Here is an 11,660-nt window from a genome sequence, read left to right on the forward strand (position 1 = left end):
TGCTCCTCGTCGAGCAGCACCTGGGTTTCGCCCTGCGGGTGGCCGTACCCCGCCGGGGGTCGTGCCGCGCTCGGTGCCGGCGTGCGCGTGCCCGTGCACGGCCAGCGCCGTGGGCGCCGAGTCGATCGCCTGCCCCAGCTGGTACGACCCCAGGAAGGGGTAGATCTCCAACGGCTCGCCGGCGAGCGTGTCCGGCACCGGCGAGTAGTGGGTGAGCGCGACCAGCATGTCGCAGTCCAGCGAGCGCAGCGCCGCACCGAGACGGTCCGCGCTCTCGGTGGTGGTCCGTACGAAGGCCTTCATCTCCGGCTCGCCGAAGTCGCTGGCGCACCGTCCGGCGAACCCGCCGCCGAAGCCCTTGACGCCGGCGATGCCGAGCCGGCCACCCGCGCAGTCCAGCACGACGCCGTTGCCCTCCAGCACCGTGATGCCCGCGTCCTCCAGCACCTTGACCACCTGTGGCACCTGGTCACACTGGTGGTCGTGGTTGCCGAGCACGGTCACCACCGGTACGGCCAAGCCGCCGAACTCCTCCGCCACGCAGCGCGCCTCGGCCTCGGTGCCGTGCCGGGTCAGGTCCCCGGCCAACAGCAGCACGTCGGCGCACTCCGGCAACTCCTCCAGCGCCGGTCGGAACCGGCCGACCACGTCCTCGTCCAGATGCACGTCGCCCACAGCGGCAATCCGGATCACCATGGAACCTCCCTCAGGGCAGTTGCTCGATCTCCGTGGGCGCTTGGGCGCGGATCACCCCGATGTCGCTGGTGACAGGCACGTCCGGGAAGCGCTCGGACACCCGACGCAGGATCTCGTCCCGTCGGTGCGGACTCTCCACCTCGCCGTAGAGCACGAGGGCGCGTTCCCGTCGAACCACTGTGATCCCCTGTTCGGCGACGGCGGGGTCCTCGACGAGCAGCCGTTGGATCTCCGCCTCGACGTACTCGTCGGGTGGCCCGGTGTCGATGTCGCGATGGTGGGTCACGATGTCCCCTCTCCTGGCTGGGTGCCGGCGGCCGACACCACCTCCAGCCGGTCCAGCAGCACCAGGAACGCCTCGGCGTACGGCGAGTGCTGCGTCTCCTTGCGTACCCGTTCCCAGTCGATCTGCTCCCGCAGTGAGCGGGCCAGCGGCAGACCGCGGGCGAAGTCGCAGTAGTGCTGGGAGAAGCTGAGCAGTTTGTGCACCATCAGCTGGGTCGCGGACAGCACCGGCATGCGAATCGCGTCCACCGGTCGGACGACGGTGTCGGCGAACGTCTCCTCGGTGACCGGAGTCTCGATCGGCCGGTGGATCAGGTCCACCATCCGGCCGTCGTCGAAGACCTTCACCAGCCAGTCCTCCGGCGGACGCTCCGCGACGAAACCGGCGGCCACCAGGGCCTCCAGTGCCTCTTCCACGTCGGCCTCCCGGATCAGGAAGTCGACGTCGTGATCGCTGGAGTGCCCCCCGTGGGCGTAGACCGCGAAGCTGCCGCCCAGGGCGAACGGAATCTCGGACTGCTTGAGCACGGCGGCGACCTTCTTGAGGGTGTGCACCAGACTCTCGTCTCCGCGCTCAGCCATCTGGTTCCTCCGTCGTCGTGTTGGTGGACCGGCGGTTGGATTTCGAACTCCGGTACCCGGCATTCCGGTCGTCCACACCTGCTGGTGTCTCGGTCGGGCGTCAACAGGGATGAAGCACCACAAACCTCGCGGACCATGTGCGTGAGTCGGATAACCTGTGGAGGGTGGCCAGATCATCGGGGATGCGACGACGCAAGGCCCGATTGCGCACCGTCGCCCTGATCGGGATCGACGGTTCGGGTAAGACCACGCAGGCGCACCGGCTGGCTGACGCGCTGACCGCCGCCGGACGCCCCGCCACCTACCGCCGCAACGCCAGTGGCCGCCGCTGGCTCGGTCGGATCGCCCAACGCCTCGGCCGTCCGGACGCGCAGCGGCTCGTCGGTCGCGACGGCGTGCTGGCCGTGGAGTCGGTACTGCGCTGGCTGGCCATCGCCATCGCCCTGATCAGCTGCCTGCTCACCGGCCGGACGGCGGTCATGGACCGCTACTCGGCCTGCCAGTACGCGAGCATCCGGGCGCACGGCGGGCAGCGCTGGGAACGGCTCGCCCGGGCCGGCTACCGGCTGTTCCCGACGCCGCAGGTGACCTTCCTGCTCGCCGTCGACCCGGCGGAGGCGTACCGGCGTATCGAGGAACGCGGCACCGACCACGAGACGATGGGGTGGTTGACCGCCGCCGACACCGCCTACCGGGCACTGCCCGAGTACCCCAGCTTCGTGCTGGTGGACGCGGGCCGCCCGGCCGAGGAGGTGACCGAGCAGATCCAGGCGCACCTGGAGACCTGGCTACCGCCGTCCGCCTCGGGCGGAGAGGACCTCGGCCCGGTGGTGGCTCAGGCCCGCCCGTAGACCGGCACTGTGGCGCCACTGGTCGGGGCGGAGTCCGCCGACGCGAGGAACCGGATCACCGGCGCGATCTCGGCCGGGGTGACCCAGCGGGAATGGTCGGCGTCGGGCTGGGCGGCCCGGTTCGCCGGGGTGTCGATGACGCTGGGCAGCACCGTGTTGCAGCGCACGTTCTGCGAGCGGTACTCCACCGCTACCGCGTTGGCGAAGGCCAGCACCGCCGCCTTGGCCGTCGAGTAGCCGGCCGCGCCGCGGAACGGGGTGACTGCCGCGCGGGCCGAGACGCAGACCACCGCGCCGCCGCCGGACGTCACCAGGTGCGGGAGCGCGGCCTGGGTGACCAGATAGGTCGGCCGCAGGTTGACGGTGAGCATCCGCTCGAACTCCTCGACCGGCGTCTCGTGCACCAACCCGCCGCTGGCGTACCCACCGACGAGGTTGACCACCGCGCGCAGCGGCGCCGCCGGTTCGCCGGCAGCGGCCTCGACCGCCTGCGCCGCGCCCGCCGCCTCGCCCAGGTCCGCGACCACGCGGACCAGTCCGGCCACCGCCGGCTCCGACCCGGGCCGGGCTTTCCGCTCGGGTACGACCACCCGCCAGCCCGCCTCGACGAACGCGGTGACGACCGCCCCGCCGAGCCCGCCGGAACCCCCGGTCACCAACACGCTGCGCTCTCCCATAAGCCCCACGCTAGTGCCCCCGCCCTCTTCGAGCCCCTCCGTCGATCATGAAGTTGTTGCCGTGACACGCCGATCCGAGGGGCAACAACTTCATGATCGCGGTCTGCCGTCGGCAGATTGGTTGGGTTGTCCGGACCTCGGGGGCGCAGGATCGGCGGATGCGGATCCTCATTCTCGGTGGCACCCGGTTCCTCGGTCGGGCCACGGCGCAGCTCGCCGTCGAACAGGGGCACGAGGTGACCTGTGCGGCCCGGGGCGTGTCCGGCGCGGTGCCGGCCGGGGCGCGGTTCGTGGCGGCCGACCGGGATGATCCCGATTCGCTCGTCCCGCTCGTCGCCGCGGGCTTCGACGCCGTGGTCGACGTGACCCGCCAGATCAGCCACGCCCGGCACGCGCTCGCCGCGCTCGCCGACCATGTCGGCCACTGGTCGTTCGTGTCGACGATCTCGGTGTACGCGGACTACGCCACCCCGGGCCAGACCGCTGCGGACGCGCCGATCCTGGCGCCCGCCCCGCCGAACGTGGACGGTCCCATCGGCCCGGACCACCGCTGGTACGGCGAGTGCAAGGTGAGCATTGAGGAGCTGGTCCGGGAGCGGGTGGGCGTGGACCGTTCGTTCATCTGCCGGGCGGGGCTGATCGTCGGCGCGGAGGATCCGAGCGACCGTTTTCCGTACTGGGTGCGGCGGCTGTCGGCCGGTGGCGAGGTGCTGGCCCCCGGGCGTCCGACCGATCGGGTGCAGTTCGTGGACGTCGCCGATCTGGCGCGTTGGTTGCTGCACGCCGCCGGCACCGGCCTCGGCGGCACGTACGACGGCTCCGGTCCGGCGATGTCCCGGGCCGACCTGTTGGCGGGGGTGGCCGCCGGGCTGGGCGTCGCCGCTCCGGCCCTCACCTGGGTCGACCAGGAGTTCCTGCTCTCCCGAGACGTACGCGAGTGGTCGGGGGAGCGGGCGCTGCCGCTCTGGGTGCGACTGCCGGAGACCGCCGGCCTGATGGACCGGGACGTCCGGCCGGCCCTGGACGCCGGTCTGACCGTCCGTCCGCTGGCCGATACCGTTCGGGCGACGGCGTCGTGGATGGCCGCACACCCGGCGGCCGTCCGGCAGGGTGGACTCGACCCGGCGGATGAGGCGGCGATCCTGGGGAAGTGGCAGGCTGTGCGAGACCGGTGATCCCGGCGATCGAAGTTTCCCCCACGTCGGACAGTCATAGTTGACGCTCACGCTTGGTGAAAGTAAGTTTCATCCGTGGCGAAGAGTCCGAAGATTTCTGCGAGTCACGAGCCCGGTGGGCTGATCGTCCACATCAGCGGGCTGTTGCCATCGCTGTCGCCCGCCGAGCAGCGGGTCGCCCGGCTGGTCGTCTCCGACCCGGCGGCCGCCGCCCGGCGGACAATCACCGACCTCGCCACCGCAGCCGAGACTTCCGAGGCGACGGTCATCCGGTTCTGCCGTTCGGTGGGCATGGACGGTTACCCCCAACTGCGCATCCGCCTCGCCGCCGAGGCCGCCCGCCGGATCGAACCACCGGACGCCCGCGTCGTCGGCGGCGACATCCCGCCCGGTGCCGACCTCGCCCAGATCATCGCCACCATCGCGTTCAACGACGCCCGCGCCGTCGAGGAGACCGCCGAGCAACTCGACCCCGCCGTCTGCGAGCAGGTGGTCGAGGCGATCAGCGGTGCCGCTCGGATCGACATCTACGGCGCCGGCGCCAGCGGGTTCGTCGCCTCGGACTTCCAGCAGAAGCTGCACCGCATCGGCCGGATCGCCTTCTACTTCCCGGACGTGCACACCGCGCTGACGTCGGCCGCCCTCCTGGGCCGGGGAGACGTGGCGATCGGCATCTCGCACACCGGCACCACCTCCGACGTGATCGAGGTGCTGGAGCAGGCCCGTACCCGCGGTGCCGTGACAGTGGCGCTGACCAACTTCCCGCGCTCGCCGATCACCGACGTGGCGGACTTCGTGTTGACCACGGCGGCCCGGGAGACCACCTACCGCTCCGGCGCGACGGCCAGCCGGCTGGCCCAGCTCACAGTGGTCGACTGCCTCTTCGTCGGGGTGGCCGCCCGCAACCGCGCCCGGGCCCGCAAGGCCTTGGAGGCGACCGCCGAGGCGGTCCAGTCCCACCGGGTGGGTGCCAACCGGAGGCGGGCATGACGGCCGGTGCGGAGATGCCCGCACGGCCCGCTCGCCCCACGGTCCGGGTGGGTGCCCCCACCGAACGGCGTAACCCGCTCAGCGTCGACCTCGACCTGATGTCGACGCGGGACGTGCTCACCGTGATCAACGAGGCGGACCGGCGGGTGCCCGCAGCGGTCGCCGCGGTGCTCGACGAGATCGCCACCACCGTCGACCTGGCTGTCGCGGCGCTACGCGGCGGCCACCGGGTGCACTACTTCGGGGCCGGCACCTCCGGCCGCCTGGGCGTGCTCGACGCGGCCGAACTGGCCCCCACCTTCAACTCGCCCCGACACTGGTTCTGCGCACACCTCGCGGGAGGCCCGGACGCCATGTGGCGGGCCGTCGAGGACGCCGAGGACGACGACCGGGGCGGCGCGGTCGAAGCTGCCAGTTGTGTACGGGCCGGGGACCTGGTGGTCGGTCTGGCGGCCAGCGGACGCACCCCGTACGTCCTCGGGGCGCTGTCCGCAGCCCGCGGCAAGGGTGCCTCGACGGTGTTGCTCTGCGCCAATCCGGAGGCGGAGGCCGCCCGGTCGGTCGACGTGTTCATCGGGGTGGACACCGGACCCGAGGTGGTCACCGGGTCGACCCGGATGAAGGCGGGCACAGCGCAGAAACTGGTGCTCAACACGTTCTCGACCGCCGTCATGGTGCGTCTGGGCCGGGTCTACTCGAACCTCATGATCGATATGGTGGCCACCAACGCGAAACTTCGCGGACGAATGATCTCGATTCTGGTCGAGGCCACCGGTTGCTCGGAGGAGCTTTCCCAGCAGGCCCTCACCGACGCCGACGGCGACCTGAAGACGGCGCTCGTCGCCCTTGTCTCGGGTGCCGAGATCGACGCTGCCCGGGCCGCGCTGGCCCGCTCGGCCGACCAGGTGCGCGGCGCCCTCGCCCTGCTCGCCTCATAGCGCCCCCGTCCCCCGGGAAGCGAATGGGCCCTCGGATTGTTCATCTGGCCGGGGGGTAATAACACCCCCGTGAATGAACCGACCGGCTCACCCGTGCGTATCTGGCAGTGACCAGGATCGCATCGTGGTGGTGATCCGGGTCGCTGTGCCCCCGCGACGGGCGGTGTTGCCATGGTGCGGTAATCCGTACGTGGTGCCCAGTGGCGAGCCACCCGACGGGTGCTGACAGCAAACATGGACCGTGCTCTCAGCTACTACTCAGGCATTCGTGACACTTTCGACTCACGACGAGGAATCCCCGACACGTCTCATCTGTTGTGTAGGTGTCAGCACCGATGGGCACAGCAGAAGTTACCAGGGGCTGACAGGTGTGGGGAATGGCAAGGAACCGGGCAACCGGCGCGAGCGAGGGGACCGTGGGCAACGTGGACAAGAACATCGGCATGCGAACCGACGAGGTTGCCGAGGAGCGCGACCTGGTCGGCGTCTACCTGCACGAGATCTCCCGGACGCCACTGCTGGACGCCGCCAAGGAGGTCGATCTCTCCAAGGCGATCGAGGCCGGCCTCTACGCCGAGCACCTGCTCGGTGAGGAAGCCGTTCCCGCCGGTGTCGACCGGGCCGACCTGGAATGGCTGGTCGTCGAGGGCGAGCGGGCGAAGGACCTCTTCATCCGCGCCAACCTCCGACTGGTCGTGTCGATCGCCCGGCGCTACGTGCGCTCGGGGATGCCCATGCTGGACCTGATCCAGGAGGGCAACACCGGCCTCGTCCGGGCGGTCGAGAAGTTCGACTACGAACGCGGCTACAAGTTCTCCACCTACGCCACCTGGTGGATCCGGCAGGCGATCAGCCGGGCGATCGCCCAGCAGGAGCGCACCGTCCGTCTGCCGGTGCACCTGGTGGAGGACGTCAACCGGATGCGCAACGTGGCCCGGCAGCTGACCCGTGAGTTGGGCAGCGACCCGGAGCCGGAGCAGATCGCCAACGCCCTCGGCGTCACCGTCGAGCGGGTGAACGAGCTGCGCCGCTGGTCGCAGGACACCGTTTCGCTGGACACCCCGGTGGGCGACGACGGCGACACGAACCTCGGTGACCTGGTCGCCGACAGTGACGCGCCGTCGCCGGAGGACATCGTTCTCAGCGGCCTGGAGCGGCAGCGCATCGAGGGGCTGCTCAACCACCTCGACGATCGTTCCGCCGGCATCATGCGGGCCCGCTACGGGCTGGAGGACGGCCGGGAGCACTCGCTCACCGAGGTCGCGTCACGGTTCTCGCTGTCCCGCGAGCGGATCCGGCAACTGGAGATCCAGGCGCTGGGCCGGCTCCGTGAGCTGGCCCGGGCGGAGGGGCTGCAGGCGGCCTGACCTGGTAGTAATGACGGCGAACGGCCGGCGTCCGATAGGGGGACGCCGGCCGTTCGCCGTCATTGACAGTGGTTAGCGGACCCGGCCGTAACCGTGGATGGACATCATGTTCATGCCACGCTTGAGCACGTTGCGACCGGCGCTGGGCGCGTCGATCACCTGACCGTCGCCGACGTAGAGGGCGACGTGCCCGAGCCCGCTGTAGAAGATCAGGTCGCCGGGGCGTAGCTCGCCCCGCCCGATGTGGGCGACAGCGCTCCACTGCATCCGGGCGCTGTGCGGCAGCGACTTGCCGGCTGCCCGCCAGGACGCCAGGGTCAGCCCGGAGCAGTCGTAGCCGTCCGGCCCTTCGCCCGCCCACTTGTACGGCTTGCCGATCGCCCCGAACGCGTAACGCACCGCTGTTCCGGCAGCACCGGACACGGCGGGCACGTTCCTGGCCTCGGCCGTCGCTGCCTTGGGCTCAGGTCGCTCAGTGGCGGCCCCGTACGCCTGCCGGCGCAGCTCGTACAGCTTGGCCAGGTCCTGTTCGATCTGCTTCTTCGCCGTGGCGAGCTGACGGGCCTGTGCGGCCTGCCGGGTCAAGGTCGTGCTCAGGCGGGCCTTCTCGTCGAGCAGCTGCCGCTGGTCGGTGGTGAAGCCGGAGATGCGCTCCTGCCGCTGGCGGGTCAACTGCTCGATCGTGCCGAGCCGGTCCAGCAGCGCAGCCGAGCCGCCCGCGCGCAGCAGGGCGTCCGCGGTGCGCAGACCGCCACTCTTGTACGCGGTGGAGGCGATCTCGGCCACGTCGGCCCGGCTCTGCTCGACCTGCTGTTCGAGCGGGCCGATGCGGGTCTGTAATCGGGCCACGGCGGCCTCGTTTGTCTTGATCTCCTCACGCAACTTGTTGTACGACTCGACGACCCGCTCCAACTCGGCCGAGGATGTCTCGATCCGGCGGGTCAGGTCGGCGGGGGACGGCTCGGCCTGGGCCACCGCCGTCGGGGCGATCAGCGCGGCCGACATGCCGACCAGCGCCACGGTGCGCAGCAGATTTCTCAGGGATGACAAGAGCGGAAGGCCCCTCTCCCACGGCCGCCGGGGCTGCTGACGCCCTCGACGACACCGGCCGGGGCCACCCGGGCGGACGGCACTGGGCCGGACCGGCTCGCCCAACCTAACCCGAGACGGATGTGACTCGCAGTTGAAGCAGGGGCGAAAGTTGGGAGAGTTGCGGGTCGGGCCGGTGGGCTGGGTGGCGCCATCGTGGCTGATGACACCTGCGAACGAGGGAACATCGCCCTTCTCGCCGCTTATTGACAGATATATGACTTTCGTCGTTCCGGGCTTATGCCGCCGGATTCCTGGTGGCCATAACCGATAAAAGCTGAAATGGATGCGGTTTCTCGGCGATCTCACCCGGTCGGGGTGAGCTGTCGGGACCCGGTAAATGCCCAGGTCGACTGGCGGTGCCGCAACACAATGAAGTCCGGAGCCGGGAATCCCGTCGGCAGGCAGCGATGACTGTCGCCAGCAGGCCCACTCGGCCAACCGTCCCCTTCGGGAGGAACCGTGAATCGTGAAGGCGCAAAGACGCGACCGCCGCGAACGGTGCCGGGCGCCCGGTCGACCCTGCTGTACGCGCGGCCCGGCATCATCGTGACCGTCGACCGGTTCACCATCGGCCGGAACAGTTACCGGGTCGCCGACCTGACCCATCTGCGTACCACCCGGGGCCCGCACGACAGGATCGCCGTCCGGGCCGTGGTCATCACCGCCAGCATGCTCGGTGGTGTGGGGGTGCTTCTCGGCTTCACCGGCGGTCTGCACCGCCTCACCGCCGGGGCGTACCTGATCCTCGGCGCTGTGCTCCTGCTCCCGGCCGCTCTCGCCCTGGTCGGCGACCGCTGGCGCCCACCGCCACACGAACTGTGGGGGTGGTACCAAGGCTCGGAGGTGCTGCTGTTCAGCGCCGACGACGAACGGCAGTTCGGCCAGGTCACCCGGGCGCTGCTGCGGGCCCGGGAGGTCAACCGCTACGGCAGTTGGGTCGACCCGATCGCCGAAGCGGACCCGTGGCGGCCCAACCGCTGATGCGGCGCGACCGGCGTGAAGGTCGGCGCAACCAATCTTCACGCCCGCTCACCGTCATCGCGGGAGGACGGGCTCCGGAGTCCGTTCGGCCTGCGGCGCGGCCACCCAGGCGCTGACCCGGCGCTCGGCGTAGAACGAGACGAACGGCACCGTGCCGGCCAGCATCACCAGCAGCATCCGCTTCAGCGGCCAGTCGGCTCGGCGGCTCAGGTCGAACGCGGCCACCAGGTAGATCATGTAGAGAAAGCCGTGCGCCGGCCCGATCGTCTCCACCACGACCGGATTGTCGAACGCGTACTTCAGGGGCATGCCGACCACGACCAGCAGGATCAGCACCACGCCCACGATCCAGGCGATCACGCGGTACCGGGTAAGGGCAGCGCCCACCTTCGTCCGTCCTTCCGAGCCCGGCTCAGCCGGGATAGTCACCGGGCCGGGCGCCCGGATTGGCGTTCAACCATGACAGGTAGTGGTTGTAGGCGGCCAGGTCGTTGTCCTCGACGACGTCGCCGGTGGCCGGCACCCGGGACACCCGCACCGGTCGGCGTACCCCCGGTCGGGACCCGGTGGTGACCGCCGGCGCCGGCTCGACGGCCGGATCCGCTGGCGGCGCGTCGGCCTCCGCCGCCCTGCGGCGGGCCAGCTTCACCTCACGCCACCAGACGTAGACCACGAAGCCGGCGAAGATCGGCCACTCGACCGCGTACCCCCAGCTCAGGCTGTTGCCGGCGGTGGCCCGGCTGATTTGCCACCAGCCCAGCCCCAGGAAGCCCACGACCAGGACGACCATGGCCACGTGGCGCGCGATCCACGCCGGGGTCCAGAGCCGCCTCATGACAATGAGGGTACCGGGGACGCCACCGGTCTCCGACACCGTGTCGTAGTCGTCGACTCGCCGCCTTGGTTTGGCGTCACCGCGCTTGGGCAATCGTTTAGACGCCAGCCCAAACGAGATCAAGGGGGGCGATCATGACCGGATCGGTACGTGAGGACGGCTTTGCGTCCAGCGGCAGCGCGGATACGAGCCCGGAGCAGCGGGTGCCCGAGTGGGGCGGCGATCAGCTAGCCGACCCGGCCGGCGCTCCCGGCCTCGACGACGACCTGCTCGGCATCGACCCGACGGAGCTTTCCGACGAGGACCTGATCCGCGAGATGCACAGCCTGCACCGAACCCGCCTGGACACCCTGCGGCACGCTGCCGACTCCGCACTCGCGAACCACCTCCGGCGCACGGCGGAGCTGGAGACCGAGTACCTGGCCCGACACCCGGGTCGCGAGGTCGATCCCAGCCGCCTGCGGGACGCGTGATGCCGGCGCGCGCCGTGCGCGGCATGTCCGCGCCACCCGAGGTGGTCTTCAGCACGGCCACCGACCCCGACCGCGCCTCGGCCTGGCTGCCGGAGCCGCTGCGCGGCGACGGCAGCCCCGCTGCGGAGATCAGCGGCGAGGAGCTGCGCGCCCGCTGGGGCGACGGCGACGCCGACGACTGGTCCGCCGAGATCCGGGTGGAGCCGGCCGATTCCGGTGGCGCGCGGATCCAGCTGGACCTGGCCGACGGGTCCGGCGGACCCGGTCCGGACCAGCTGGCAGACGAGGCGCTCACCAACCTGGCACGCGAGGTCGCCGACAACCTCCAGGCCGGCTGAGCCGGCCTCGCGCGACGCCGTTCCCGCACCACCACGACACGTGAGGAGATCGGGTGAGCGACACTGGCCTGCGGCAGAAGGCGGCCCGGCTGCGCCGGGCATACGCGCCGCACGAGCACCGGCCGCTCGGCGGCTACCTGGTGGCGATGGGCGCCTACGCCGGGGTGACCGGGGCTCTGGCCGGCCTGGTCAAGGCGACCGGCCGGCCGGTGCCGGAGCGTCCCGCGCCGTCCGACGTGGTGCTGCTCTCCATCGCCACGCACAAGCTGAGTCGGTTGCTGTCCAAGGACGCGGTGACCAGCCCGTTACGGGCGCCGTTCACCCGCTACGACCGCCCGAGCGGCAGCGGCGAGGTGATGGAGCAGGTCCGCGACTCGGGC

Annotated in this window: 16 protein-coding genes; 9 read left to right on the forward strand and 7 right to left on the reverse strand. The window is 70.8% G+C overall.

Features of this window, described 5'->3' with window-relative positions:
- The 3 genes from ABZ749_RS17540 to ABZ749_RS17550 all read right to left on the reverse strand — a co-directional run.
- A partial coding sequence (locus ABZ749_RS17540) for a metallophosphoesterase (RefSeq protein ID WP_357228888.1) occupies window positions 1-696 on the reverse strand: 696 nt, incomplete at its 3' end.
- A 10-nt stretch (window positions 697-706) separates the two neighbouring features.
- Window positions 707-982, reverse strand: coding sequence for a hypothetical protein (locus tag ABZ749_RS17545; protein ID WP_355008963.1), 276 nt, complete (start codon window positions 980-982; stop codon window positions 707-709).
- Window positions 979-1,740 carry a nucleotidyltransferase gene (locus ABZ749_RS17550; protein ID WP_357228890.1) on the reverse strand — a complete coding sequence of 254 codons (762 nt, stop codon included), beginning with the start codon at window positions 1,738-1,740 and terminating at the stop codon, window positions 979-981. The genes ABZ749_RS17545 and ABZ749_RS17550 overlap by 4 nt, the downstream gene beginning before the upstream one ends.
- On the opposite strand from ABZ749_RS17550, the gene ABZ749_RS17555 reads away from it, so the two are divergent.
- Window positions 1,728-2,414: a thymidylate kinase gene (locus ABZ749_RS17555; RefSeq protein WP_357228892.1), complete on the forward strand. Its 687-nt coding sequence runs from the start codon at window positions 1,728-1,730 to the stop codon at window positions 2,412-2,414. The genes ABZ749_RS17550 and ABZ749_RS17555 overlap by 13 nt on opposite strands.
- Here the strand turns inward: ABZ749_RS17555 and ABZ749_RS17560 are convergent.
- The gene (locus ABZ749_RS17560) at window positions 2,399-3,091 is read right to left on the reverse strand and encodes an SDR family NAD(P)-dependent oxidoreductase (RefSeq protein ID WP_357228894.1); all 693 of its coding nucleotides are present in this window, start codon (window positions 3,089-3,091) and stop codon (window positions 2,399-2,401) included. The two genes, ABZ749_RS17555 and ABZ749_RS17560, sit on opposite strands and share 16 nt — an antisense overlap.
- Before the next feature lie 158 nt (window positions 3,092-3,249).
- Here ABZ749_RS17560 and ABZ749_RS17565 point away from each other — a divergent pair, with 158 nt between their 5' ends.
- The 4 genes from ABZ749_RS17565 (at window position 3,250) to ABZ749_RS17580 (ending at window position 7,561) form a co-directional block, all read left to right on the forward strand.
- The gene (locus ABZ749_RS17565; RefSeq protein WP_357228897.1) at window positions 3,250-4,266 is read left to right on the forward strand and encodes an NAD-dependent epimerase/dehydratase family protein; all 1,017 of its coding nucleotides are present in this window, start codon (window positions 3,250-3,252) and stop codon (window positions 4,264-4,266) included.
- Window positions 4,267-4,341: 75 nt separating this feature from the next.
- Window positions 4,342-5,256, forward strand: coding sequence for a MurR/RpiR family transcriptional regulator (locus tag ABZ749_RS17570; protein WP_355008959.1), 915 nt, complete (start codon window positions 4,342-4,344; stop codon window positions 5,254-5,256).
- Window positions 5,253-6,194 (forward strand): N-acetylmuramic acid 6-phosphate etherase, encoded by a 942-nt coding sequence (murQ, locus tag ABZ749_RS17575; protein ID WP_357228899.1) that lies wholly within the window; start codon window positions 5,253-5,255, stop codon window positions 6,192-6,194. Before ABZ749_RS17570 ends, murQ begins: the two co-directional genes overlap by 4 nt.
- A gap of 377 nt (window positions 6,195-6,571) precedes the next feature.
- Window positions 6,572-7,561: a sigma-70 family RNA polymerase sigma factor gene (locus ABZ749_RS17580; protein WP_091405669.1), complete on the forward strand. Its 990-nt coding sequence runs from the start codon at window positions 6,572-6,574 to the stop codon at window positions 7,559-7,561.
- A gap of 72 nt (window positions 7,562-7,633) precedes the next feature.
- On the opposite strand, the gene ABZ749_RS17585 is transcribed toward ABZ749_RS17580, so the two are convergent.
- Window positions 7,634-8,611 carry an NlpC/P60 family protein gene (locus tag ABZ749_RS17585; RefSeq protein WP_357228902.1) on the reverse strand — a complete coding sequence of 326 codons (978 nt, stop codon included), beginning with the start codon at window positions 8,609-8,611 and terminating at the stop codon, window positions 7,634-7,636.
- Between the two features lie 501 nt (window positions 8,612-9,112).
- Between ABZ749_RS17585 and ABZ749_RS17590 the strand changes: the two genes are divergently transcribed.
- Window positions 9,113-9,634 carry a DUF6232 family protein gene (locus ABZ749_RS17590; protein ID WP_357228904.1) on the forward strand — a complete coding sequence of 174 codons (522 nt, stop codon included), beginning with the start codon at window positions 9,113-9,115 and terminating at the stop codon, window positions 9,632-9,634.
- A 54-nt stretch (window positions 9,635-9,688) separates the two neighbouring features.
- Here the strand turns inward: ABZ749_RS17590 and ABZ749_RS17595 are convergent, their stop codons facing one another.
- Window positions 9,689-10,021: a DUF3817 domain-containing protein gene (locus tag ABZ749_RS17595; protein WP_357206485.1), complete on the reverse strand. Its 333-nt coding sequence runs from the start codon at window positions 10,019-10,021 to the stop codon at window positions 9,689-9,691.
- Between the two features lie 25 nt (window positions 10,022-10,046).
- Window positions 10,047-10,469, reverse strand: a complete 423-nt coding sequence (locus tag ABZ749_RS17600) for a hypothetical protein (protein ID WP_357228907.1) — start codon at window positions 10,467-10,469, stop codon at window positions 10,047-10,049.
- Between the two features lie 134 nt (window positions 10,470-10,603).
- On the opposite strand from ABZ749_RS17600, the gene ABZ749_RS17605 reads away from it, so the two are divergent.
- From ABZ749_RS17605 to ABZ749_RS17615, 3 genes are all read left to right on the forward strand, one after another.
- Window positions 10,604-10,942: a DUF6158 family protein gene (locus ABZ749_RS17605; RefSeq protein ID WP_357206489.1), complete on the forward strand. Its 339-nt coding sequence runs from the start codon at window positions 10,604-10,606 to the stop codon at window positions 10,940-10,942.
- Complete coding sequence (locus ABZ749_RS17610) at window positions 10,942-11,280, forward strand: SRPBCC family protein (RefSeq protein ID WP_238678168.1); 339 nt, start codon at window positions 10,942-10,944, stop codon at window positions 11,278-11,280. The genes ABZ749_RS17605 and ABZ749_RS17610 overlap by 1 nt, the downstream gene beginning before the upstream one ends.
- A gap of 53 nt (window positions 11,281-11,333) precedes the next feature.
- On the forward strand, window positions 11,334-11,660 hold a 327-nt coding region (locus ABZ749_RS17615; protein WP_357228909.1), incomplete at its 3' end, for a DUF1360 domain-containing protein.

Source organism: Micromonospora sp. NPDC047753 (assembly GCF_040642735.1).
Classification (GTDB): domain Bacteria; phylum Actinomycetota; class Actinomycetes; order Mycobacteriales; family Micromonosporaceae; genus Micromonospora.